This is a genomic window from Rhizobium giardinii bv. giardinii H152, from assembly GCF_000379605.1.
Taxonomy (GTDB): domain Bacteria; phylum Pseudomonadota; class Alphaproteobacteria; order Rhizobiales; family Rhizobiaceae; genus Pararhizobium; species Pararhizobium giardinii.
In genome coordinates this window covers 23,337-48,093 of sequence record NZ_KB902602.1, presented here as the reverse complement: position 1 = coordinate 48,093, position 24,757 = coordinate 23,337, and the positions used below count along the sequence as shown (strand labels likewise).

At 57.5% G+C, this 24,757-nt stretch carries 23 protein-coding genes and 2 pseudogenes; 17 read left to right on the top strand and 8 right to left on the bottom strand.

Annotation, left to right across the window (positions count from 1 at the left end; all coding sequences use genetic code 11):
* Positions 1–145: 145 nt before the first annotated feature.
* Positions 146–265: a DUF2274 domain-containing protein gene (locus A3AY_RS41395; RefSeq protein ID WP_420830248.1), complete on the bottom strand. Its 120-nt coding sequence runs from the start codon at positions 263–265 to the stop codon at positions 146–148.
* A gap of 254 nt (positions 266–519) precedes the next feature.
* Between A3AY_RS41395 and A3AY_RS0109070 the strand changes: the two genes are divergently transcribed.
* From A3AY_RS0109070 to A3AY_RS0109030, 7 genes are all read left to right on the top strand, one after another.
* Positions 520–1,275, top strand: a complete 756-nt coding sequence (locus A3AY_RS0109070; protein ID WP_018325362.1) for a response regulator — start codon at positions 520–522, stop codon at positions 1,273–1,275.
* Entirely contained in the window at positions 1,272–2,684 is a 1,413-nt protein-coding gene (locus A3AY_RS0109065) for a sensor histidine kinase (protein WP_018325361.1), read from the top strand. The genes A3AY_RS0109070 and A3AY_RS0109065 overlap by 4 nt, the downstream gene beginning before the upstream one ends.
* A 934-nt stretch (positions 2,685–3,618) precedes the next feature.
* Complete coding sequence (locus tag A3AY_RS0109055; RefSeq protein WP_154663271.1) at positions 3,619–4,122, top strand: methyltransferase family protein; 504 nt, start codon at positions 3,619–3,621, stop codon at positions 4,120–4,122.
* Positions 4,123–4,950: 828 nt separating this feature from the next.
* Positions 4,951–6,072, top strand: coding sequence for a patatin-like phospholipase family protein (locus A3AY_RS0109050; RefSeq protein ID WP_245275892.1), 1,122 nt, complete (start codon positions 4,951–4,953; stop codon positions 6,070–6,072).
* A 36-nt stretch (positions 6,073–6,108) separates the two neighbouring features.
* A complete protein-coding gene (locus tag A3AY_RS0109045; RefSeq protein WP_083925931.1) occupies positions 6,109–6,975 on the top strand; it encodes a DUF3313 domain-containing protein in 867 nt (288 codons plus the stop codon).
* 357 nt (positions 6,976–7,332) lie between these two features.
* A complete protein-coding gene (locus A3AY_RS0109035; protein WP_026203257.1) occupies positions 7,333–7,899 on the top strand; it encodes a TetR/AcrR family transcriptional regulator in 567 nt (188 codons plus the stop codon).
* 52 nt (positions 7,900–7,951) lie between these two features.
* Positions 7,952–8,920 (top strand): zinc-binding dehydrogenase, encoded by a 969-nt coding sequence (locus A3AY_RS0109030; protein ID WP_018325354.1) that lies wholly within the window; start codon positions 7,952–7,954, stop codon positions 8,918–8,920.
* Positions 8,921–9,174: 254 nt separating this feature from the next.
* On the opposite strand, the gene A3AY_RS0109025 is transcribed toward A3AY_RS0109030, so the two are convergent.
* Positions 9,175–10,761 carry an ABC-F family ATP-binding cassette domain-containing protein gene (locus A3AY_RS0109025; protein ID WP_018325353.1) on the bottom strand — a complete coding sequence of 529 codons (1,587 nt, stop codon included), beginning with the start codon at positions 10,759–10,761 and terminating at the stop codon, positions 9,175–9,177.
* 112 nt (positions 10,762–10,873) lie between these two features.
* On the opposite strand from A3AY_RS0109025, the gene A3AY_RS0109020 reads away from it, so the two are divergent.
* Positions 10,874–11,515 (top strand): TetR/AcrR family transcriptional regulator, encoded by a 642-nt coding sequence (locus A3AY_RS0109020; protein WP_018325352.1) that lies wholly within the window; start codon positions 10,874–10,876, stop codon positions 11,513–11,515.
* A gap of 51 nt (positions 11,516–11,566) precedes the next feature.
* Positions 11,567–11,740, top strand: a pseudogene (locus A3AY_RS40410) (EF-hand domain-containing protein); the annotation flags it as partial.
* 204 nt (positions 11,741–11,944) lie between these two features.
* On the opposite strand, the gene A3AY_RS41040 reads toward A3AY_RS40410, so the two are convergent.
* The 5 genes and pseudogenes from A3AY_RS41040 to A3AY_RS0108995 all read right to left on the bottom strand — a co-directional run bounded on the left by A3AY_RS41040 (position 11,945) and on the right by A3AY_RS0108995 (position 15,856).
* Positions 11,945–12,070, bottom strand: a complete 126-nt coding sequence (locus A3AY_RS41040; protein ID WP_018325351.1) for a hypothetical protein — start codon at positions 12,068–12,070, stop codon at positions 11,945–11,947.
* 28 nt (positions 12,071–12,098) lie between these two features.
* Positions 12,099–12,515, bottom strand: a complete 417-nt coding sequence (locus tag A3AY_RS0109010; RefSeq protein ID WP_018325350.1) for an organic hydroperoxide resistance protein — start codon at positions 12,513–12,515, stop codon at positions 12,099–12,101.
* A gap of 166 nt (positions 12,516–12,681) precedes the next feature.
* A pseudogene (locus tag A3AY_RS34850) lies at positions 12,682–13,991 on the bottom strand (ATP-binding protein).
* Complete coding sequence (locus A3AY_RS0109000; RefSeq protein WP_018325349.1) at positions 13,988–14,728, bottom strand: response regulator; 741 nt, start codon at positions 14,726–14,728, stop codon at positions 13,988–13,990. The pseudogene A3AY_RS34850 and the gene A3AY_RS0109000 overlap by 4 nt, the downstream one beginning before the upstream one ends.
* Positions 14,729–14,812: 84 nt before the next feature.
* Entirely contained in the window at positions 14,813–15,856 is a 1,044-nt protein-coding gene (locus A3AY_RS0108995; RefSeq protein WP_018325348.1) for an alpha/beta fold hydrolase, read from the bottom strand.
* Positions 15,857–16,178: 322 nt separating this feature from the next.
* Between A3AY_RS0108995 and A3AY_RS0108990 the strand changes: the two genes are divergently transcribed.
* The 4 genes from A3AY_RS0108990 (at position 16,179) to A3AY_RS0108975 (ending at position 21,018) form a co-directional block, all read left to right on the top strand.
* Positions 16,179–17,954 carry a cytochrome c biogenesis protein DipZ gene (locus A3AY_RS0108990; RefSeq protein WP_018325347.1) on the top strand — a complete coding sequence of 592 codons (1,776 nt, stop codon included), beginning with the start codon at positions 16,179–16,181 and terminating at the stop codon, positions 17,952–17,954.
* Between the two features lie 51 nt (positions 17,955–18,005).
* Positions 18,006–18,773, top strand: a complete 768-nt coding sequence (locus A3AY_RS0108985; protein ID WP_018325346.1) for an alpha/beta fold hydrolase — start codon at positions 18,006–18,008, stop codon at positions 18,771–18,773.
* 76 nt (positions 18,774–18,849) lie between these two features.
* Complete coding sequence (locus A3AY_RS0108980; RefSeq protein ID WP_018325345.1) at positions 18,850–19,248, top strand: cupin domain-containing protein; 399 nt, start codon at positions 18,850–18,852, stop codon at positions 19,246–19,248.
* Positions 19,249–19,677: 429 nt separating this feature from the next.
* Positions 19,678–21,018, top strand: a complete 1,341-nt coding sequence (locus tag A3AY_RS0108975; RefSeq protein ID WP_018325344.1) for an epoxide hydrolase family protein — start codon at positions 19,678–19,680, stop codon at positions 21,016–21,018.
* Between the two features lie 58 nt (positions 21,019–21,076).
* Here the strand turns inward: A3AY_RS0108975 and panD are convergent, their stop codons facing one another.
* On the bottom strand, positions 21,077–21,493 hold the full coding sequence (panD, locus tag A3AY_RS0108970; RefSeq protein WP_018325343.1) for an aspartate 1-decarboxylase: 417 nt from the start codon (positions 21,491–21,493) through the stop codon (positions 21,077–21,079).
* 452 nt (positions 21,494–21,945) lie between these two features.
* Between panD and ku (A3AY_RS0108965) the strand changes: the two genes are divergently transcribed.
* The 4 genes from ku (A3AY_RS0108965) (at position 21,946) to A3AY_RS0108950 (ending at position 24,674) form a co-directional block, all read left to right on the top strand.
* The gene (gene ku / locus A3AY_RS0108965; RefSeq protein ID WP_018325342.1) at positions 21,946–22,854 is read left to right on the top strand and encodes a non-homologous end joining protein Ku; all 909 of its coding nucleotides are present in this window, start codon (positions 21,946–21,948) and stop codon (positions 22,852–22,854) included.
* A gap of 11 nt (positions 22,855–22,865) precedes the next feature.
* Positions 22,866–23,678, top strand: a complete 813-nt coding sequence (gene ku / locus A3AY_RS0108960; protein WP_018325341.1) for a non-homologous end joining protein Ku — start codon at positions 22,866–22,868, stop codon at positions 23,676–23,678.
* 1 nt (position 23,679) lies between these two features.
* A complete protein-coding gene (locus A3AY_RS40405) occupies positions 23,680–23,943 on the top strand; it encodes a hypothetical protein (protein WP_083925930.1) in 264 nt (87 codons plus the stop codon).
* A gap of 101 nt (positions 23,944–24,044) precedes the next feature.
* Positions 24,045–24,674, top strand: a complete 630-nt coding sequence (locus A3AY_RS0108950; RefSeq protein ID WP_018325339.1) for a hypothetical protein — start codon at positions 24,045–24,047, stop codon at positions 24,672–24,674.
* Positions 24,675–24,757 lie beyond the last annotated feature (83 nt).

The window sequence follows — 24,757 nt, the reverse complement described above, 5'->3', positions numbered from 1 at the left end:
GCGAACCAAAACCGGCGTTGCGGCTTCTCAGAACGGTAGGACCATCTGGGTGCTGAAGCGGTAAAATTTGGATTTTTGCGATCGGCGATGGAACAGCCCATGTCACCGTTGACGGTTGTCATCCCATCAAACCGTAGGCGAATAGCTAGACTGTGCTGACGGGATACCTTCTTGCTTTGGCAGAACCGCGATCCACGGCGATGAACTGCTCCAGCATCAGTACGATCAACCGGTCCGTACTCGTGAATGGTAAGCCGCTCTCCACGGCTATCAGTGGACGCAGCGTCGGCGTCTTTGCCAAAGCACTGATCAAATTAGGCGATGGCTCGCTCTCCAACCGCTGAGTGAAGTTCCGAGGAACTTTCGCGAAGCACGTTCGCGGCAGATGTGGACGGGTAACCGCCGGTTTAAACGCAGCGGGGTTTGTCAGTGGTGGAACCGCAGCAACAAAATTAAACACAATTGTTGCTGACAACCACACTGTGAAACGGGCTAACTAATAATCGGATCCCGACACAAATGGCCAAGCCTATGAATAACATCGTTTACAACGTTCCTACTCAAGTTTCATCCCGAATCCTTGTCGTCGAGGACGATCGGGATATCGCGGGCATGCTGATCGATCTGTTGACGGAGGCAGGTTACGCCGCCGAGGCAGTCGGATCGGCGATTGAAATGGACCGCGTGCTAAAAATGAACGAATTTCACCTTATGGTCCTGGATGGAATGCTGCCAGGTGAGGACGGTTTCAGCATATGCAGGAGAATCAGGGCGTTTGATACAATACCCATCCTCATGCTTACCGCGCGAACGAAAGAGATAGACAGGGTCGTTGGATTGGAATTGGGCGCCGACGACTATGTCACAAAACCGTTTAAATCCAGGGAACTTTTGGCGAGAATAAAGGCACTTCTGCGTCGATCGTCGTATTCAGCGCAAGTCAAGCCAAAGCAGGAACCGATGACGTTTGCGGGCTGGCGGATTGACCCGGTAACCCGAGAATTAACTGACCGTGACGGTTTTCATGTGTCGCTCACGACGGCGGAGTTTGATGTACTGCTGGTGTTTTGCCAGAATCCCCGAAAGGTAATGAACCGCCAGGAAATACTTGCCCTCACCCACGCCGGCTCTGCGGGACCTGTTGAACGCAGCATTGATGTACACGTCAGTCGTGTCCGGCAGAAAATCGAACCGAATTACAAAGATCCGACATTCATCAAAACTGTGCGCCTTGGCGGGTACGTCTTTACTCCGGAGGTTGCGATAGCACCATGATTGATCGCTTCCGCAAGGCGTCCATACGAACACAATTCGTCGTGTTCGCATCGATTCCTGTTCCGTTGATCGTTATCTGTATTATCGCGGTTCTACCCGAGCCGTTCATTTTCCAAAATGAAAAAATCCTTATGGTCAAAGGCGCTCAAATCGAGTTGCTTGTGAATCAAGTCAGAAGCGCCAGAAATGACGGCGAAGTCGAGAATCTGGTGAGGGCAAGCACCTCCAGCGGTCTCGAATTGAAGATTCTGCCATGGAGCGATGTCAGTAGGGAAGAGGCGCGTCAAACGGACGACCATCTCATCTCGGATGAGCTACAAGACGTCCTGCCTGCCGATTTTGAAGTGGTAGTGCTTGAAAACACTTCGGATGGCGAGGGACACAGCACACTTGCGGTGCGCCTTGATGCGCTGCGTGCTCTCGTAATCGGGTTCGCCGGTGCCGATATTTCCCCCTCATCTTTCAGCGCAGTCGTCGAGTTCATCGCCAAAGCCAGCATCCTGATGCTGCCGATGCTCCTCCTGGTGCTCTATATAAGTCGCATGATAACGTCGCCTCTGGTTCGCTTTGCCGACGCGGCAAAGAGACTGCGTCTCGACGGTAACGAAGAAGAACAGTTCACCGCCGAGGGCGCCAAGGAACTTCGCACGCTTGCGACGGCGCTCAACAACATGCGTCACCGTATTCGAAAAATGGTCGATGATCGCACGCGGATGCTGACGGCTGTGAGCCACGATCTTAGGACGCCTCTGACACGACTGCGAATGCGCGCGGAGCGCTCGAAGGACCCCGCTTCAAGGGAAGCGATGCTGACGGATATCGACAATCTCACCACTATGATCGAGGAAAGCCTTCAGTATTTAAGTAGCACTGCTACGGCCGAACCGCTTCGAAAGGTTGATATTTCAAGTGTCCTGCGGACGATCGTGTCGCAATTTTGTGATCTCGGGCACAATGTAATCCACTGCGGACCTGAGCGGTTTGGATACTTGTGTCAACAAAAGGCTCTCATACGCGCTATCACCAACATTGCGGAGAACGCGGTAAGGTTCGGCACCAAGGTAGCTGTCGAATTGCGCAATAGTCCGCAAGGTGGAGCGGTCATCATTGTGAGCGACAACGGTCCCGGCCTTGAAGAAGGGCTCCAACACAAAGTCCTGGAGCCCTTCTTCAAGGCCGACGAAGCCCGGTCACGAGATTCCAACAGCGGCTTCGGTCTGGGGCTTTCGATTGCGGACGAAATCGTAAAAAGCCACGGTGGCTCGTTGTTACTTGAGAACATATTGCCGCATGGACTGCGAGTAACGATACAATTGCCGCCGGCTCAGGTTGTTCAACACCAAAGCAGCATGGCAGCCGCTGCGAAAGGAGAAGCCCTCGGTCGAAAGGCTCTCGCCAAGGGGAGGTAGTCGATTCAATGAGCGGTCCGGTGGCAAAGCAACTCTATCTCACGGGAACGCTCGGCCGACAAGCGACGTGGCAGCCGTTGCTCTCGTCACATCGGCGGCATGCAGAAGACCATTCGCGCGCTGGTTTCGATTGGCTTGTATCAAGGCCGTGCGCCGATCGTCGTTCAACAGCGATGACTTGCCGAAGCTTTGCCGTTGACCAAACCGTCGGGAACCAAGGGAATGACCAATACCAAATCTCTGATGTTGACTCTCGGGATTCCCAAAAGGCGTCCTGGCGCTTGCGTCGATCTGTGATGGTGGCTCACGCGCAGAACTGGCCGGCCGGGCCAGCGTGACCCTGCTTGCAGATCCGTGCGTGACTGGTTGATGCGCTTCAACGCACGCGGTCACCGCAGCATAACTTAACATGTCTTAAAACACAGAAATACGTCTTCCGCCTATCTGGGTAATCGAAACTTCAGCCCTCAGGAGCGAGCCGTATGTGTGTTCTATATCCAAGCCAAGCGGTTGACAGGCTGCTGGAAACAATTGACCTCAGTAGCGTCTACCTCGCCTCGCTTATGGGGAGGTCTCTTCCAGTCTTGCCGTCCTATGTTCTTCTTCCAGCAATCGGAATGAGAGAAACAGGCGTCGCTGACCTTGTTTTGCGATGTGTTTTCTCCACCGCCAGCGTTTTTGTGGGAACTCTTGGTCCATACCTCGTCGGTACCTGGATCGGGATCGGGTGCTGGTTTAGCCAGGCGGACAACCGCTACGCCTCGGCACCAGAAGCTACGGGCACGGCTAGAGGGCAGCAAACTTTTGAGGCAGACCAGTGAGCGCTGTTTCGCTTTCCACTGTCCAACTCACCCGCATCAACATCCTTCGAAGTCTCGCATTCTTATATTTTGGGGGTGTCTGTATCAGTCAGTCGTCTTGGCCGAGCGATGGCTTGGCTCACACGATTTTGGCCTCGGCAGGTCTCGTCGCAACATTTGTCGCGATTTTCGGGCGCATGTGGTCGACGCTATACGTGGGCGGACGGAAAAGTGTCACCTTGGTCATGGACGGACCATATTCTGTAACGCGCAATCCACTCTACTTCTTCAGTCTGGTGGGGATCGCTGGTATTGGGGCGCAAACGGGCAGTATCTTGGCGATGCTAATTTTCGTCGCGACAGCCCTCATCGTATTTACGGCAACCGTCGCTCAGGAAGAGAAGTTCCTGCAGGAGCGTTTTGGGACAGTCTTTCAAGACTATCTTGCTTCGACACCAAGGCTGCTTCCGAGGCCATCCCTCTGGCGCGACACGGACGAACTGGAAATAAAACCCCGAAACTTTCTCAGGACGCTACGCGATGGTTCTGTTTTCCTTGTCCCGTGGCCGGTCTTTGAGCTCATCGAAGCCGGACAAAGCAATGGAGTCCTGCCAGTTCTTGTTCGTCTTCCCTTTTGAAAAGGCGTTGGCGAACCCGAAGGTTTACCAGCTGCGTTTAATGGACAGGGAGCGATCTCAGGATCGGCATTCCAACTGACTTAGGATTCGATAGCGATCGGATGTTGCGAACCTATTGGGGTATTCAAGGTCTTCGCAAGGCATGCTCCTTGCCGTCGTCTATCTCGGGCGGATGGCCCCAATTTGTCCGAGAGTAAACTGGCCGGGCTCAGCCCAAGTCCGGCCAGTTCAGCAGTTCAACCATTGATCTTCAAGAAGACTTCTTGTCGTCCGCGCGAGATCGGGAAGCTTGGTCATGAAAGTCGATCTTTATCATCCGCCCATGCAAAACCGCCGTCAAACGGCAAGAGATAGAGGCCGCGATGGTTGCAGCCGCCATCTGACCATCGACGCGGATCACGAGTGAAAACGTGCAGCGGGTATGAGGCCTGCCCTGCTCCCGGCAAATTGGGCGGAATACGGGCTCATTGCGCAACAGACATAGCGAACTGACCGCGGCAACGCATGAGGTGCTGGTCTTCGCCAATGGCATGCCAGTCACGGACGAGCAACAACTCTTAACAATAAAAAATCCAAGGCAATGACGAACCTGAATTAATTCAGCCAGACACGATTTCGAAGGAAGATTGCAGTGAATTTCAAAGGCTATCTGGTGGGTTCGCAGCGTTGGACCATCGGACCATTAGGGAGTCCGCAAGCAGCATGCGCAGATGTCTGCTGTACGGTCGGTGGAGACTTTAGCGTTTCCTCCAAGCATTCGCCCGGCCCAAGGCGATAGCCGTGCATCGCGTGATAGCCATCTTCATGCTGGCTTTTCTTGCTGGCTGCATGGCGCCGGACCGCATTGCCTATGGGCCGAAGGCTGCCGCGACCGCCAGCATCGAGGGGTTTGGCGATATCCGTATCTATGCGGATACGAGTCGGAATCTGCCCGAGGCGCGTGCGTGGCTGCCCATCCCGAGACACAAGGAAATCAACTATCTCGTGTTGTCGGGCGGCGGCGCCGGAGGCGCGTTTAGCGTCGGGGCGCTGAAGGCCTGGTCGGATCGGGGACAGCGACCCGAATTTGACATCGTCAGCGGCGTCAGCACGGGTGCGCTAATTGCGCCTTATGCCTTTCTTGGCCCGGCCTATGACGACATCCTTGTCGACCTGTACACAAGCGGCGTTGCCAAGGAGTTGGTCAATGCAGATTTCCTGCCTCAGGGTCTGCTGGGCGCAAGCCTCCTGAAGCAGAAGCCGCTTCGAACAATGGTCGAACGGTACCTGACGCATGACATACTGGCGAAAATCGCCGCGGAGCATCGCAAGGGACGCCGCCTGCTTGTTTTGACCTCGAACCTCGATTCCCAAAGAGCGGTGATCTGGAACATGGGCGCCATCGCCGACAGCGGCCGGCCCGACGCGCTACAACTTTTCCGCGACATTGTCATCGCCTCGGCAAGCATCCCCGGCCTTTATCCAGCAGTGCTCATCAAAGCAAAATCAGGCGATCAGTCGTTCGAGGAAATGCACTCAGACGGGGGATCGGCCTCCCAAATCCTGACGATTCCGGAGGGATGGATGGCTAATTCGGACAAGGTCGAGTGGCCCAAGGGCGTGAAGCTAAACATGTACATTATCATCAACAACGCGCTGATGTCTGAATTTTCCACCACCACAAACAACACGTTTACAGTCATGGCAAGGGCGAATTCCTCTCTCATCAAGGCACAGACACGCAGCGCGCTGGTGGCCACCTACGTCTATGCCCAAAGGAACGGCATTCGGTTCCGTGTGGCGTCGATCGATACGCAGGTCGCCTACAACATGACCGATCCATTCAACACCAACTACATGCGTGCGGTCTACAACCTCGGATACGCAAAAATGGCAAGCGACAGCCTATGGAAAGACAGGCCTTCGTTCACCGACACGCTCACAGCGACACAGACAGCGCAGTGGCGATAGCCGCACCGGCCGTCCCTCATCCAACAGGAGCACGAAATGTCACATCCCCGCCTTGGCTTGGCAGGCGTCCAACCGTTTTCTCGACCGATTGCTCTCCTTTCTCTGTTCCTTTTGTCGATTATTGGAGGGTGCGCTGCTGTGCCGCTCGAACAGGCGAATTCGCTGACATCCTATGACGGTTTGACATCAAACAACGGGCGATTGACCAAGGCAAATTATAAAGTTGCCTCAAGCGATCTCGGTGCAACCAGAACGATCTACATCGAGCCGACTAAGGTTTCAGGGGCCGCGGCGCAATCCATCAAGAAATCTTCCGATCAAGCCTTGGTGGCGAACGTCATCAGCCGCGCCCTCTGCGTTGGCGTCAGCGATCGTTTCGAGGTAGTGGAGAGGAAAGAGGATGCGGATCTCGTTGTTCAGGCAACCATCACTCGCATCGTGCCAACCAATGCCACCGTGGCTGGCCTGTCGACTGCAACATCGCTCGGAGCCAACTTCGTTTCTCCTGTACCCGTCCCGAGGCTGCCCATGGGGCTTGGAGGTCTTTCCGTGGAGGCCGAAGCCACGACGAAAGACGGCAAGCAAGTGGGTGCGATGGTATGGGCAAAGGGAGCGAACTTCGTGACCACCAGTGCGCGCGTTTCGCAGATTGGCGACGCCTACTCACTTGCGGCCGGCTTCGGCAGTGATTTTTCCAAAATGCTCGTCACGGGCAAGACACCTTTCAAGGGACTCCCTAAAATCCCGTCTGCGCAGAGAATCAAGTCCGGTCTTGGTGGAAAGCCCAAATACCCTGCTTGCGAGAAATTTGGCCGGTCACCCGGTTTGGTGGACTTCGCAGCCTCTCAGGTAGGGATGCCGCCGTCCTGGACCGACAAACAGCGTCCGGCACAGGTTCAATAGAAGGGGAACGACGAGCAAATACTTGAAGTCGCCAAGGACCGCGTCGCCCTGAGGCGGCTACTTTTCCTGTGCGCCTGGCGCTGCTGCAAGAACATGATCCAAAAGGCGCCTTCCAAAACGAGCATGGTGCTCTCCCCTGGCAGCGCTTTTTCGAGCGGAAATCTTGCGGCCGCCTCTAAGACGCGGAGCGGCTGAACGGCAAGCGCTAACGTGGATAGCGTGGCCTGAATGCAATAATGCTGCAGTCGTTCGCCTTGAAAGGATTCGAACCATCGACCTAATCCGCGCCGATGGCATGCACTTTGCCGCGAAAAATTCATTCTTGACAGATCATTCCAGAATTTCTATTTGGCTTCCATGGCAAGGATCAAAGAGTTCGACAGCGACAAGGCACTGGATGCAGCAGTCGGTGTATTTCGAGAGCATGGCTTCGAAGGCACGTCGACCGAAATGCTGGTGCAGGCGATGAAAATCGGCAGACAGAGCCTTTATGACACCTTCGGGGACAAGTGGGCGCTGTATCGGCTCGCGGTGCAACGCTACGCATCCGAGGAAACTGATGCGCATATCGCGATGTTGCGCGGCAAGCCGCGAGCTATTGACGGCATTGCAGCGATGATCAATCGGGTCGTAGCGACCGCAAACCAGGCTTGCCTCGGTATCAATTCAATCTGCGAATTCGGCCAGAGTCGCCCAGACCTCGCAGAGGTGCATCGCGCCGCCGATCATCGGTTAAGACATGCAGCAAGCGAACGGGTCAGACAGGCGCAGGAGACAGGTGACGTGGATAACTCATTGGCGGCAGATGCCGTAGTTGATTTCCTCTTTGCCAGTATCACTGGAATTCGTGTCGCTGCGCGCGGAGGAGCCGGCCGCAACCAACTCGCATCGCTCGGGCAGTTGGCCCTCCGCGCGATTGTGTAGCAGCAAAAAATTTTACCCAATTCTGGAACAATCAGTCAATAAAGGAATACGGATGAAAGCTGTTGTTATGAACGGCATCGGGGATACCGATGTAATGGAGGTCGTGAACCATCCGGAGCCAGTCGCAACGCCCGGACATGTTCTAGTCGAGATCGCTGTGGCAGGCGTGAACTTCATGGACATCGGTGTTCGCCAAGGTATGGCTTGGACGGAAACCGCAAATCCTAAAGTACTGGGCGTCGAAGGAGCCGGCCACGTGCTTGCTCCCGGTGAAGGCGTGACCGGGTTTTCTGCCGGCGATCGCGTCGCCTGGGTTTACGCCCCGGGAAGTTACGCGGAACGCATTTCCATCCCGGCGACGGCGCTCGTGAAGATCCCTGAATCTATCGACGACCAAACCGCGGCCTCGCTGATGATGCAGGGATTGACCGCCAGCCACTTCGCGACCGATTTCTATCCCGTGCGCCCAGGGGACACGGCACTCGTCCATGCTGCAGCTGGCGGTGTCGGCCTGTTGCTGACACAGATCATCAAGTTAAGAGGCGGGCGCGTTATTGGTCGCGTTTCGTCCCGCGACAAGGTCGAAATTGCCAAGCAGGCAGGGGCCGAGGCCGTTGTCGTGGACACGGAGGGAGTCTTCGCTGAAGAAGTCCTGCGCCTGACGGACGGCAAAGGCGTGGATGTCGTCTATGACGGCTCCGGACCCAGGACCTTCAAGGGTTCGCTCGACGCTCTTCGCCGGTCAGGCACATTTTGTTGGTATGGCCCGGTGCTCGGAGGACCTGGCGCGCTGGACATCATGAGCCTGCCGAAAAGCATCAAGATCGGCTACGCCGTCTTTTCAGACCATATCCAAACTCCCGAACTTCTTCGCGCACACACCCAGCAGCTTTTCGACTGGATCCAAGATGGGTCGCTCAAGGTCAATATCGGTGGAAGCTATCCCCTGGCAGACGCTGCACGAGCGCACGCTGACATTGCAAGCCGACGCACGATCGGCAAGCTGCTGCTGATACCCTGAGGAGAACGTGACGGACCTTCAAACTCGCGATAGAACATTCAGCTAGGACCAACAGAAACGGACATGACAGCCAGCATGATGGCTGGGCTGACAAAGGTCATTCCCCTCAAGCGGGTTGGACAGCCTGACGAGATCGCCGCTCTTGCCTCTTATCTATTGAGCGGAAAGCAGGGCACATGACGGGTTCGAGCCTGACGATAGATGGCGGGTTCGTATTTTGAATCGCTGCCTCAACAACGACCCGCACCGCGCCATCAACCTTGTCGTGCGGGTAGCTCGATGTTGGCGTCGATCCCGATATTGTCGAGGAAGGTTTCATCATGGCTGACGACGAGAAGCGCGCCGTCATAGGCGCGCAGCGCCGCTTCCACGGTTTCAATGGACTCGATGTCGAGATGGTTGGTCGGCTCGTCGAGGATCAACAGTGACGGTGGACTGGGACCGCCGAGCACGCAAGCCAGGCCGGCGCGCAGAAACTGTCCGCCGCTCAAGGTATCCACGCGCTGGAGGGCGGCATCCGCACGAAAGCGAAAACTGGCTAAAGTGGCCCGGCAGGTATTTTCTTTCGCGCCCGGGTTTAGTCGCTTAAAATTGGCGAGGATCGTTTCACTGCGATCGAGAAGACTGACACTCTGGTCCAAGATCGCGGAAGGCACGGAAACCGCGACCTCGCCGATGAAGGGCGCAATTTCTCCTGCGATCGCCTTCAGCACTGTCGTCTTGCCTGATCCGTTCGGACCGGCAAGCGCCAGGCGCTGCGGGCCGACGATCGAGAAGGTCAGATCCCGGATAATGGGATGTCCGGGATCATAGCCCGCGGTGACGCGATTGAGCGACAGAACCGCTCTGCCAGCCGGAAGGTTCGTCGCGGGAAGATGCACGGAAAATGGCTGGAGCACCTCGATCCGCGCCTTGGCTGAAGCGACCGTATCCAGCGCAGCGCGCTGGCGCTCGACAACTTCCGCGCCCTTGCCCCGGCTTGCTTGCGCATTGCTCTTGCGCCGGCCGAGCAAAATCCGCGGCAGGTCGCCCTTTGCCGCTTTGCGGGTACCTGACGCCTCACGTCTGTCGTGCCGCTCTGCAAGAACTTGCGCCTTGCGGTCGATTTCGTCCGCGGTCTTTTGGGCATGAGCCAAGCTTTGCTCTGCGGCATTCAACTCGATTGCCTTTGCCGCCTGATAGGCACTCCAGTTGCCGCCATAACGTTTCGCCCCGAGCGAGGTCAGTTCGACGATTGCATCCATATGTTCAAGCAGTCCACGATCATGGCTGACGACGATGACACCACCTTTCCACCTGGCGAGAAGATCGATCACCACCTGCCTTCCGATCCGGTCCAGATTGTTGGTCGGTTCATCGAGAAGTAGAAAGTCCGGCTCCTCAAAGATCGCTGCCGCAAGGGCAGCCCGCGTGCGCTGCCCGCCAGATAGCTGGCTGAGCAGCGTATCCGGCTCGGCCTCCAGCGCAAATCGGGCAAGGGCAGAGAGTATCCGCTTATTGACTGTCCAGTCTGCTTGCGCGAGGTCCTCAAGGCTCGCCGTTCCGTTTTCGGCCCGGATGAGCACCTCAATGGCCTGCCTTGCACCGAAAAGATCGGCGATCGTTTCGTGTGGGTCCGCGTCCAGCATCTGCTGGACTAGCACCACATTGCCTTCGATGGACAGCGACCCTGCGTACGGAGGCAGCAATCCGGAAATGATCTTGAGCAGGGTGGTTTTCCCCACACCGTTCCGGCCCACAAGCCCGGTCCGCTCCGGTCCGAATGACAGGTCGGGGCTGGCGAGGATATGGTCGCCGTCCGGTTTTGACCAGGAAAGTCCTGAAAGCACTATCGAAGGCATACGAAATCCATTGCATCAAAATTAACGGCACGATATCGTGCTGTTATCAAGAATATTCGGAAAGGACAATGGTCGTCGCCAATATCCTCTCCGTCAAACGCCTCGGGGCAACATGAAGACAGGACAGGGACGTGCCGGCGGACGACCGACACGCGAGGAGGCGGAAAACCTCACCAGACAGATCCTGGACCGCGCCCGCGCGACCTTTGCACATAAAGGCGTTGCGAACGCCTCAATGGAGGAAATCGCGGCTCGACATGCAATCTCAAAACACACGCTGTACCGGCGATATCCCAACAAGCAGGTGCTGTTGGAAGCAGTGGTGGAGCGTGATCTCGTCCGGTTCCGCAGGGCGCTTGCCGTGGCCGCAGAACACGGTGATGCACCGCTCGCAGCCTTGCGGGCGATCGCGTTTCGCTATTTCCTGTTCGGGACCGATAGGGAGTATTCCGCCTTTTACCTATCGGTCACAGCAGAAGCCGTGGTGTCGCCCACCCTTCGGGAAAGGCTGGCCACCTGGTCGAGCGTCGCACTGGAGCCCCTCGTAGACGCGATCATCGCCGCTCAAGCTGCAGGCGCCGTCGTATCAGGCGATGCCCTTGAGATATGCGGCGTCCTCGTCGATCTACTGGAAGGCGCAAACAATCGCGTTCGACTTAGCCTGTCCGACAGTCCCGATGAAGCCGAATGCCGTCGCTTGTTCGAAAGCCGATGGAGTATTTTCCAAACTGCCATGAGACCCAAATCCTACTGACCGGAGAAAGAAATCGTGACGTCGATCAACAATGCCAGCCCACTGTCGCAGATGCTCAACAAAGCGTTTGCAAAGTTCGACAAGGACGGAGATGGAAAACTCAACTCTGATGAGTTCAAGACATTCAACGAGATCCTGAAGCCCGGCATCGCCACTGATGAACAGGGTAAACCAACCGTCGATTACAGCGAACGCATGGACCACGACGGCGACGGAATGGTCAGCCAGGATGAGATGAACACGACGGGCCTGCTGATGCCGGCCGCCCTTTGCGATCCGAGCCTGAAATCAATGCTCGACTACCTTCTTCTCAGAGCCGATCCCTCGGGCTGGAGGCTGCGGCTCTACTCAAGGACGAAGCCGACAATTCCTGATGGCAAAAGGGAGCGACTGTTTCCGCAGTCGCTCCCTCTCCGATTTCCGGTCTATCTATCCTTGAATACCGACGGCTGTGGCCAGCGCGGCTATGGGCGATGGCTCCGGCGAGAACACGTCATAGACGCAAGGCGCTGCAAAAACCGCGAGCGCCAGCATGCCAACGATCAGGCGTCTCATCAAACACTCCTTGGATTTCTGAGACTGCTCAGGCAAGATTCAGCTCGACCGCGATATTGCCACGCGTGGCCTTCGAATAGGGGCAGGTCTGATGGGCTTCCTCGACCAGCACGCGCGCCAGTTCCGGATCTATGCCCGGTAGGCTGATGTTCAAGCGCGCCTGCAGGCCATAGGCGTCTCCGGTCATGCCCAGATCGACTTCTGCATCGATGGCGGTCTGCGCCGGCAATCGGATCTTGCGCTTGGCAGCGGCAAGACCGAGGGCGCCGATGAAGCAGGCGGACCAGCCGGCTGCAAAGAGCTGCTCGGGATTGGTGCCGGGTTTGCCGCTGCCCGGGGGCGAAAGCTTTACGTCAAGCTGCGCATCGTCGCTGCGCGCTGCGCCGTCGCGACCGCCGGTGATATGGGTCTTGCCGGTATAGAGGACCTTCTCGATCTTCGTCATAGAACACTCCTTCGTTCTGTCGCACAGAGCGACGTTGTTGACAGGAGTGTTTTGCCGCCTCGACGTATCAGGCATGTTTCCGGAACGGGCGGAAATGTATCAGAGCGTAGAGGCTGCGCGCCGGGCTACCTTTTCATACAAAATGCATCAGAAACCCGAGCATTCTTCAAGGCAGTGATATCTCTGCGGCAAGGCCTCCGCCGGGCGATTGTAGATCCTCACGGCGCCACCAACCGAGACGGAAGCTGCTGAGCGATGGCCAGTCCAAGCCCTGTACCCCCGGTGTCGCGATTGCGCGAAGTCTCGAGCCGGTAGAACGGTTGCATGGCGGCCTCCAGTTTGTCGTCCGGAATACCTGGCCCACGGTCGGTGACCGTAATGATGGTATTTCCCTCGCCCTTCCCTTCGACGCTGATCTCGGCAGCACCCGCAAACTTGATGGCGTTGTCGATGAAGTTGGTCAGGATGCGCCGTAGCGCATGCGGTTTCGTCACGGCGGTGCCTTGAACGATGCCAGCAACGGTGACCGCCTTTCCCGTATCCTGATAGTCGTAGGCGATGCTGTCGATAAAGGAAGACAGATCAATGCGGGACGTCTTTTCGCCACTGCCGTGAGAGCTGCGCGCATAGGCAATCCCATCCTGCACAAGCCGCTCGATTTCACTCAGATCGCTGACCAGCTTGTCCTTTTCGGGGGTATCTTCCGCCATGTCGGCGCGCAGCCGCATGCGCGTGATCGGCGTCTGCAGGTCATGCGAGATTGCTGCGAGGATTTGCACGCGTTCTTCCAGGTAGTGGGCGATACGGTCACGCATGGCGTTGAAGGCGCGCGCCGCATCGGCTACTTCGCTCGGCCCGCTCTCGCTCAAGGGGGACCCCTTCTTGTTGGGATCGAGTGCATCGGCGGCGGCCGCGAGATCGCCAAGCGGGCGAACTGCCTGGCGCACCGCAAACCAGGTGCATAGGATCAGCAGTGCCATCTGTGCGGCAAAGACATATGGAAGCCACTCGGCCAACGGCATCACGCCCCGCGGCGTCACGTCGATTGTGAGGTGTGAGCCGTCCGAAAGCGTCAGATGCCCCTGCAGCCGCTTGCCGTCACCTGGAATGGCTTCGACACTAAGCGGGACCTGCCGCCTCCTCGATCCGTTCTGCAATCTCCGCTCCACGGCCCGACAAATCCGGAACACCGGGAAGACCAGGCCCAAGAACAAGGCGATAGCTGCCACGGCTCAGGCGATCCAGCCAATCGGCCCGCTCGTTGGCGGGAAGCCGGTCGATGACCGCGATCGACGTTGCCAGATCGCTTTCCAGTGTCCCGAGCATGACGGCCTTTGCGGACATGTAGCGTTCGGCAAAAAGGATGCTGAACGACAGGCTATAGGCGATCACCAGTCCGGCAAACAGGATCAGGAAGAGACGGGTGCGCAGCGTACTTGGCCACCAGCCGAAACGGGACTTGCCGCCCTCGCTCATGTCCTGGGCACCGAGATCTCGACCGGGACGGAGAATACATAGCCTTCTGCCCGCACCGTCTTGATGTAGGTCGGTTCGCGTGCATCGTCGCCGAGCCGCTGGCGCAGACGGCTTACCAGAAGGTCGATCGAGCGGTCGAATAGTTCGGCATCGCGGCCCTGGGTGAGATTCAGAATCTGGTCTCGGTTGAGCACACGTTGGGGATGATCGATGAAAACCCGCAGCAGTCGGTATTCGGCACCGCTGAGCGCGATTTCCGTCCCGTCCCTGTCGAGAAGATGCCGGCCAACGGTGTCGAGCCGCCAGTCGCCGAACGTCAGGAGCTGGCCAGCCTCGCTGATCTGCAGGTTGGGCGGCAACATTCGCGTGCGCCGTAGCACTGCCTTGATGCGGGCGAGAAGCTCGCGTGCAGCGAACGGCTTCGGAAGATAGTCGTCGGCCCCCATTTCGAGCCCGATGATCCGGTCCATCTCGTCATCGCGCGCGGTCAGCATGACGACCGGCGTCGCTTTGTGCTTGCCGGCGCGAAGTTCCCGGCAAAGGACCAGCCCATCATCGCCCGGCATCATCACGTCGAGCACGATCAGATCGACCGTGCTGGTTTCGAGGAAATTGCGCATCTGCCGGCCGTCGGCGGCAACCGTCGTCCGAAGACCGTTCTTATTCAGATAGCTCGATACCAGTTCGCGAATTTCGCGGTCGTCATCGACGATCAGAATGTGATCGACATGCTCCATCTTTTGTCTTTCAAATATCCGCCCCAGGCGACATTAGTTCCGTGTTGGCTGCCGCGAGTAAAGCGGTTTCTTGCGGCAGCAATGTCATAAAAATTTTGCGACATCGAGGATGGCCTGGGCGAATGCGTGTGGCGCTTCCTGTGGCAAATTGTGGCCTATACCGCCCGTGACATCTCGATGCTCGTACTTTCCGGAGAATTTTCCTCTGTAGGCCGATGGTTGCGGATGGGGCGCACCATTGGCATCGCCTTCCATGGTAATCGTCGGAATAGTGATGACCGGCCCCGTCGCCAGCTGCTTCTCGTAGGCATCGTATTTCGCTTCGCCTTCGACAAGACCGAGCCGCCAGCGATAGTTATGGATGGTGATATCGATATGGTCGGGATTGTCGAACGCGTCTGCTGAACGGTCGAATGTTTCGTCGTCGAACTTCCATGTCGGCGATGCCGTCTGCCAGATCAGCTTTGCAAACTCACGCGTGTTGGCGGCATAGCCAAGCCGGCCGCGCTCGGTGGCGAAGTAGAACTGGTACCACCAGGACAGCTCGGCCTTCGGCGGCAATGGCTTCTTGTTGATTTCCTGGCTGCCGATGAGATAGCCGCTGACGGAAACCATCGCCTCGCAGCGTTCCGGCCAGAGAGCGGCCATGATGTTGACGGTGCGGGCGCCCCAGTCATATCCGCCGAGGATTGCCTTTTCGATGCCGAGTGCATCCATCAAGGCGATCATGTCAGCCGCCAAGGCCGCCTGCTGGCCGTTACGCGGCGTCTCGTCCGAAAGGAAGCGCGTCGTGCCGTAACCGCGCAGGTAGGGAATGATGACGCGGTAACCTGCATCGGCCAGGATCGGTGCGACATCGACATAGCTGTAGATGTCGTATGGCCATCCGTGAACGAGCAGGACGACGGGTCCATCCGCCGAGCCGGCTTCTGCATATCCGATGTCGAGCACACCTGCCTTGATCTGCTTCAGCGCTGCGAACGATGTGTGCCCTCCCGCCTTGACCGCTGCTGATACCGCGGGTGACGCGGCATTGGCGATCGCGGTCACGCCGAATTCGGCGGCAGCAATGGTCATGGCGGCGATACCGAAGAAGCGGCGGCGCTGGTGATTGATTTCAGGGGACATCGTTCTCTCCATCTCGATTGATCGTGATGGGAAGAAAGCCGGCTGCATATATCCCCCATGTGTCCCGCATCGCCCGAAATTGAATGCGGATGTAGCATGCGGCCGCCTTGATACGTTCTGATACAATCAGGCTCGCATCCACGCCCGGGCGGCAAACGATTTGTGTCGCTCTGTCGTGGACCCAGCAGGTTCCTACACTGCGGTACACTTCTTATGGAAGCCGGACACATCCCGGATACGTCGCTCGGACCAAATTGGCCGCATTGCTGGTCGTGCCCCATCGCCGTCCAGAACCCGACCAACCGGCTTCAAGGAAACGACGATGACACTTCTCATCATTGCCTATCTCGGAGGGGCGCTGACCATCCTCAGCCCGTGCATCCTTCCCATTCTCCCCTTCGTCTTTGCCCGCGCGGGACAGCCTTTCATCCGAAGCACGCTGCCCATGCTGATCGGCATGAGTGTCACTTTCGCACTGGTCGCGACGCTTGCAGCGGTCGGCGGAAGTTGGGCGATTCATGCCAATGAATACGGCCGCCTTGCGGCGATCCTGCTTCTTGCGGTCTTTGGGGTCAGCCTTATGTCGCCACGTGTTGCAAGCGTCATTACCCAGCCGGTCGTTGACTTCGGCAATAGGCTGCTGAATGCGTCGGGCAAACCCGGGTCCGTGCCGACTTCAACAAGCTCCTTCATACTCGGCGTGGCGACCGGGCTGCTCTGGGCTCCCTGCGCCGGGCCGATCCTCGGCCTTCTGCTTACGGGTGCGGCATTAAATGGCGCCAATCTCCAGACAACTTTTCTGCTCGTCGCCTATGCCGCAGGTGCCGCGACATCGCTTGCCATTGCCCTTCTTGTCGGGGGTAAGATCTTTGCCGGCATGAAGCGGTCGCTCGGCGTCAGCGAGCGTATTCGCCAGGTAATGGGCGCCGCGGTTCTAGCCGGCGTTGCCGTCATTGCCCTTGGCCTGGACACCGGCCTTCTGGCGCGGCTTTCCTATGCCAGCACGGCCAGCTTCGAACAGGCCGTGCTTAACCAACTGCACGACAAGCCTGAAATCGAAACTTCATCCGAGGTTGCCAGCAATGGCACGGTGTCTGCTGTCGTCGATACAACACAGCCGTTCCGCAGCAATTTGCCTATCGAAAGCGGAGCACCATCGTTGAATGGCGCCGTCGAATGGCTGAACTCGCCGCCGCTGACGATAGAAGAGCTTCGCGGCAAGGTCGTCCTCATCGATTTCTGGACCTATTCCTGCATCAACTGCATTCGAACCGTCCCCTATGTCCGCGCCTGGGCCGAAAAGTACAAGGATCAGGGTCTTGTCGTCATTGGCGTGCATGCCCCGGAATTTGCGTTCGAGAAGAAGATCGACAATGTCAAAAAGGCGGTCGACGATTTCAAGATCGACTATCCGGTTGCGATCGACAACGACTACAAGATCTGGCGCGCCTTCGAAAACAGCTACTGGCCAGCGCATTACCTGATCGATGCCAAGGGTCAGATCCGCTACCACCATTTCGGCGAAGGCAACTATCGACAAACCGAGCAGGCAATCCAGCACCTGTTGCGCGAAGCCGGCAGCGAGATGGGCTCGACTGCGCCCGTGACGCCGGATGCCAAAGGTGCCGAGGCAAGCCCGGACCTCAAGAACATCCGTTCCGGCGAAACCTATCTCGGCTACAAACGCGCCGCCAGCTTCGTCTCTCCCGAAAACCTGCGCGCCGACGCCGCCAACGCGTATTCCATCGACGAACCCGACCTCAATGAATGGGGCCTATCCGGGACCTGGACGGTCGGCGCCGAACAGGCAGTGCTGGATCAGCCGGATGGCAGCATCGTATATCGTTTCAGTGCTCGCGACCTGCACCTGGTCCTCGGACCCGGCGCTGCCGGCAAGCCTGTCCGCTTCCAGGTGACGATCGACGGCAAGGCTCCCGGACCCGGCCATGGCGCAGATACCGATGCCGGCGGTTACGGCACGGTGACGTCAACAAAACTCTATCAGCTCGTCCGCCAATCCGGCGGCGTGGCGGAACGGACGTTCGAAATCCGTTTCCTCGATTCCGGCGTCGAAGCCTACGCTTTTACCTTCGGCTGAAACGTCATCTCCCATCACCCAAACCACCCACAAACGACAGGAGTCAAACCCATGAACCGTCACTATATCTCTACCCTTGCTCTCGCCTTCGCCACGAGCGTGATCGCCTTTGCCGCACAGGCCGCCGACGTGAAAAACATCGTTATCGTCCATGGCGCGCTCGCCGATGGTTCAGGCTGGCGCAAGGCATCCGATGTTCTCGTCCAACGCGGCTTCAACGTCACGATTGTACAGGAGCCGCTCACGTCGCTTGCCGACGATATCGCCGCCACCAACCGTGTGCTCGACCTGCAGGACGGCCCGACGCTTCTCGTCGGCCACAGCTATGGCGGCATGGTGATTACCGAAGCCGGCCACAGTCCTGTTGTCGCGGGCCTCGTCTATGTCGCGGCCTTCCAGCCGGATCGCGGCGAAAGCCTGCTCAGCCTCGCAAGCTCAAAGCCGGCTGGCGGCATGAATATCCGGGAGACGAAAGACGGCAAATATCTCTATCTCGATCCTGCCGCCTTTGCGAACGACTTCGCCGCAGATCTGCCGAAGGACGACGCAGCGTTTCTGGCAAGATCGCAGGTCTTCGCCTCGAAGGAAGCTTTCACCGCAAAGATTGGCGATCCCGCTTGGAAGACAAAGCAGAGCTGGGCAATTGTTGCTTCCGAAGACCGCTCCATCAATCCAGAACTGGAACGCGAAATGGCCAAGCGCGCGGGCAGCGTGGTGACCGAGATCAAGGCCAGCCACGCCGTCTTCGCGTCGCAAGCTGAGAGAGTTGCCGGCGTCATCGAAACAGCGGCGCGGCACGTTGGCGCAAAGAGCAAGTAAGCGCATCTCAAGTGCCGCGTCCACGATTTCCTCCCACTATTTATTCCTTCTTCAACCATCCCGAAAGGACACAGTCATGAAACCGATCAACGCATTTGCCGCAGCCCTCCTGTTTCTCATGAGCGGAATGACGCCGTTGCAGGCGTTCGCCGATGAACCGCTGCGACGCACGGATCTCATCAAGAGCGATATCGACGTGCCCGCCCACGAAGTTGTGCAGGTCCGTGTCGATTTTCTCCCTGGTGTTTTGGCCGCCAGGCATTCCCACCCCGGTGAAGAAATCGCCTATGTGATCGAAGGGACGCTCGAGTATAAATTGGACGGACGCGAGCCGGTCACCCTTTCGGCAGGTCAATCACTCTTCATTCCGACCGGCGTTGTTCACTCGGCGGAAAATGTGGGCCCCGGCAAAGCCTCGGAGCTTGCCACCTATATCGTCCGGAAAGGCCAGGCCCTGGTCGTACGCTCAAAATAACAACTTGGCCGGCAATAGGCGCAGGGAGCGGTGTCGCTGCCTGCGCCTATTGGCACTGTCCACGACATGGCAACTCTCCGCCCGGCACTGCCGGCACACATTTCGCCAAAAATTTCGTCTGGATCGACAGGACAAGACTGGCCTCAGCGAGGGCTATCGCTCTTAATGCGCTTCGCGAGCACATTCAATCAAGCAAACAAGTCGATCCCTAAGCCGACAGTCGCGTCGTCGAGATCCCCGGTAGAGCCGCAGTGTTACCGCGCTGTCAAGAACCCAATCGAACAAGGCTCTTGTGACTGATGCGCGGAGCGGGCTCACGATCGCGATGCTACGCTCTGATACACTTCCGGCAATTTACAAAACATGGTGGATACGTCCGCCCTCTAGCCTGCTCTGCGTCACCAACAGGCAAAACAACGGAGAGTATCTATGCCTAGAACTGAAAACGCCTCCTCTATTCGGGTGCATTTTGCTGGCCGCCTTATCGCGGTTGCGGTTGGCTCCCTCATGCTCGTTCCCGCGGGATACGTCCTGCCGGCGATCGCCGCCGATACTATTTCGGCCACGTCGGCGAAAAGCACCAGTTCGGACGAGAGTATCCGTCCGTTCCACATCAACGTCCCACAATCCCAACTCGACGACTTACGCAAGCGCATTTTCGAGACACGCTGGCCCGACAAGGAAACCGTCGATGATGCCTCGCAGGGTATTCAACTGGCGCAAGTTCAGGAACTGGTTCGCTATTGGGGCACTGATTACAACTGGCGTAAAGCCGAGGCGCAGCTCAATTCATTGCCGGAATTCATCACCACGATCGATGGGGTTGAGATCCAGTTCATCCATGTCCGCTCCCGTCATCCCAACGCCCTGCCCGTGGTTCTCACTCACGGTTGGCCGGGTTCAACATTCGAGTTCATTAAGTCCATCGGCCCTCTTACCGATCCCACAGCTTACGGCGGCCGCCCCGAGGATGCGTTTGATGTCGTCATCCCTTCCATCCCCGGCTACGGCTTTTCCGGGAAGCCAACCGATTTGGGCTGGGGTCCTGACCGCACTGCACGAGCTTGGGACACCCTCATGAAAAGGCTCGGATACGAGCATTACGTTTCCCAGGGTGGGGATCACGGCTCGGTAGTGTCCGATGCGCTGGCTCGCCAAGCACCAAAGGGTTTGCGTGCGATACATCTCAATATGCCCGCGACGGTTCCAGGCGAACTGACCAGAGCGATCAACAGCGGTGACCCCGCTCCGTCTGACCTGAAGACACCAGAACGCGAAGCCTTCCAGTCGCTCAGCACTTTTTTTGGACGCAATGCCGCGTACGGTGCGATGATGGTGACCCGCCCGCAGACCATCGGCTACGCGCTGTCAGACTCCCCTGCGGGTCTTGCCGCATGGATGTACGAAAAATTTGCCCAATGGAGCGACAGTGATGGAGTCCCTGAGCGTGTCCTGTCCAAGGACGAGATGCTCAATGACATTACCTTGTACTGGCTGACGAACACCGGAGCGTCGTCCTCACGCTTCTATTGGGAAAACAACAACAACAACTTCAGCGCCGATGCACAAAAGACCAAAGAAATCAAGATACCGGTCGCCATTTCTGTTTTTCCTAAGGAAATCTACAAGGCACCTGAGAGCTGGAGCAAGGAAGCATATCCGACTTTGTACTACTATAATCAGGTAGCGAAAGGTGGACACTTTGCTGCGTGGGAGCAGCCCCAGCTCTTCGCGGAAGAGTTGCGTGCAGCGTTCAAGTCTGTCCGATAATAACAGTAGCACGCAATAATCGCGGCCCCTAAGTTCGGGCCGCGATTACGCGTAGTGCTCATTCGGATTCTTGAGCTGCCGCACCGCGCCTAACCAATGCGTTGATTGTGACATTTGCCGGGGTTGATGAATCTTCCACCCGGTTGTCTTCATCAAACGTGAGGACCTTGGGCTTAAACGACGTGATCCGGTTTTCGTCGACATATAGGGAGTTGCAGATGATGACCTGATCACCGGGCTGACATGTGCGTGCGGCAGCTCCGTTTAGAATGCAGCACCTCGAGCCGCGTTCACCCAGAATGACGTAGGTAGAAATCCGTGCGCCGGAATTCTTGTTCCAGATCTCGACGAACTCCATGGGCAGAATACCGGCTTCTTCGCAATGGTCCGGGTCTAGCGTAATGGACCCATGGTAGTTGAGGTTCGCCTCCGTCACGTAAATGCCGTGAAGTTTCCCTGCGACTAGCTTTCTCATTGTTCGTCAACCCTTCTTTTCCTCGGGAAATAGAACAAGGCCGCTCCGTCTGGAAGACATTTAGATTGCCTATCACTCAGCGCTGAGCGTATTCCCCAACACCCCGCAAGCCGCTGTTAGTGCTTCTATTCTGCGAATGGAGATCCGGTATGACCCCGTCGTGGTTTGCCCACGTTACGACCTTGAGCAGGATTGGCCGACCTGATCCCGCCGGCTGGCGCTGTGGGCCGTCCCTATGCTTGCGTACAGGGGCGGCAAGCTTTTCGTGGCTCACGAATTAATCGGATCTTGACCATTTTCCACCTGCGGCTGTCGCATGTCATCCAGCACAGTGGCTGGAATCAATTTCTGAGGGAGATTCCGTAAGGCATTGAAAAATGATTCGTTTGAGTTGGAACGAATCACCCTGGAACGTCTTTGAGTCGCGACATAATGACTCGGAGTTCAGCGTCATGGCGAGTGATCATCGTGCCCAATGGAAGGGCTTCATAAAGTTCGGAGAAGTGACATTCGGCGTTGCTCTGTACACCGCCGCATCCACGTCAGAACGGATCTCCTTCAATACGATCAACAAGGCAACAGGCAACAGGGTTAACCGTGTCTTTATCGACAGCGAGACCGAGGACCCGGTTCCGAAGGAGAAGCAGACCAAGGGCTTCGAGATCGACAACGGTCAGTACATCATCATCGACCCCGAAGAAGTTGCCGCGACAATCCCCGAGAGCAACAAGACCCTGGAGGTGGAGGCCTTTATTCCCTGCAGCGATGTCGATGACGTGTATTTCGACAAGCCCTACTACCTGACACCAGACAAGATGGGTGGCGATGCGTTCGCGGCGCTTCGCGACGGGATGAAGAAGTCGAATGTCGCCGCAATTGCCCGGACAGTACTCTTTCGTCGGATGAGGACCGTTCTCATCCGACCACACGGAAAAGGCCTTATCGCCACTACGCTCAACTACGACTACGAAGTCCGGTCCTCGAAAAAGGCGTTCGAGGAAATGCCGAAGATCAAAATTGAGGGCGAGATGCTCGATCTCGCGAAACACATCATCAGCACGAAAAAGGGCGAGTTCGATCCGGCGACATTCGATGATCGCTATGAGGCTGCGCTAGCCGACCTCGTGAAGGCGAAGATCGAGGGCAAGGCCCTACCGAAGCCGAAAAAGGTGGAGGTGTCGAAGCCGAATGACTTGCTTGCCGCTCTCCGAGAGAGTGCGGGCATGATCAAAGCCGCCGCCGACAAACCGAAAAGAACGGCCGCCAATGTCAACGCTGGTACCGGACGGCAGCGCGCCGCGCGAGGAACGGCTTCGAAGACCTCCTCTGCGAGGTCCGCCCCACACCGCAAGGCAAGCTAGGGAGATAAACCATGGCACCGCGCTATTATTGGAAGGGCTATCTCAAGCTGTCGTTGGTCACCTGCCCTGTTGCGATGACGCCAGCGACCTCGGAATCCGAGAAAGTCCGCTTCCATACTCTGAATAAGGACACAGGGCATCGAGTCGTCTCCCAGTACATCGACTCCGTGACGGGAAAGCCGGTCAAGGAGGAGAACGAGGCCAAAGGCTACGCTCGCGGCGAGAACGATTACATTACCCTGACTGACGACGATCTCGACGCAGTCGCACTCGATACGGTGAAAACGATCGATATCGAGAAGTTCGTCCCTGCCGAAAGCATCGAGTGGATCTACTTGGAGAAGCCGCATTACCTGATGCCGGACGATGCGGTCGGGAACGAAGCCTTCGCCGTCATCCGTGATGCAATGAAATCTGACAAGGTGGTCGGGATTTCGAAGCTCGTGATGGGTCGCCGCGAGCGCGCGGTGGTCCTGGAACCACGAGATGAAGGGATCGTCCTCTGGTCGCTTCGCTTCGGCGACGAGGTGCGGCCGGAGGATGCCTATTTCGAAGATATCGACGAGAAGGCCGACCCCGATCTCGTTCCGCTCGTGCAGCAGCTCATCAAGCAGAAGGCTGCGCGATGGTCACCCAACATGGTCAGCGACCCGATCCAGGAAAGCCTGCTGAAGCTCATCGAGGAGAAGAAGAAACTCCTCAAGCCGAAGAAGACTGCCAAAGGCAAGAAGGAGGAAGCCGCTCCGACCTCAAACGTGGTCAACATCATGGAGGCGCTTCGCAAGTCGGTCGAAGCAGATCTCAAGAATCGGAAAGCGGGATGACATGCACCTGGTCGACACGCGTATCGAGCACGAGCCTAGCGGTTGGAGGATCGACTTCATCGGAGACGATGGTGACGCGGTCACTGTCCGCGTCGCAGGAGGCGCCGATATGAATGAGGCGGAGGCCGTCGAGCGTGCCCGCGCGGTGATGGTTCATTTGACGGCGTTCGGCACGCGAGGTGGTGGCCGGAGCCTCAATCAGTACGATGCTGCCAGCAACGGAAATTTCGATGGCGAAGAACCGGTGCTCGAAACGCACCACTGACAATTCCCTCACCTGTCAAAGCGCGGATCGCATCCGTGGACATCCGATGCCTTCCCTCGTTCTCGTTGACGCTGCTGGGCGGAAGGCCCATTTACTGTCACATGGCAAAACCCAAGACCAATGACGATGCGGAGTTGATCAAGGAGTGGTCCCTGTCGTCCGCAGCTACGCTCGGATCATCCGTGCGTGCCAAGGGAATATTGCTAGAAATTCGCGCCCGGCTTCCTGCGGCGGTGAGAAAGTCGCTCGACATCGAAGCGGGTGTTCTGACATTGGCGATGGCTGAAACGGCTAAGAGTGCGTTCCGTGCTACTTCGTCGATTATTTCCAACGCGCTTGAAGGCATCGAAAGCCTGCCTGTCATCCCCCGTGAAATCCAGGATATCCTGACGATCTCGACCACTGAGAGGCAACGGTGGCTCAACAACGGTCGCTTGCCCAGCGCCGGAACCCGTACGGTAAAGCTTCGAGGGCGCGCGAGGAAGATTACCTTCCACGTCTTCGATCCGCGCGCTGTCGAGGACATCCTGGACAGGGACTTGATCACAGTCTGGCGCGAGGAAGATGCCGAAGCTGCTGCCGAGAACAGGCGTCGGGCCGCGTTGAAAGCGAAGCTCACGCGTTCGCTACGCAGCAGCAAGAAACCTTCAACAGAAGGAAGCTCCGATGATGCCTCGCGTCCGAAGTTAAGCGGCTGGGAAGAGTTCCGGCGCGACGGGCTACTTCGCTAAGGTCTCTGCGCGCCGGCATAGAGTTCGCCGCCAAATAGGTATTGCGGACCGGCGTTGCGCTGCTGGGTTTCCGGATCAGTATT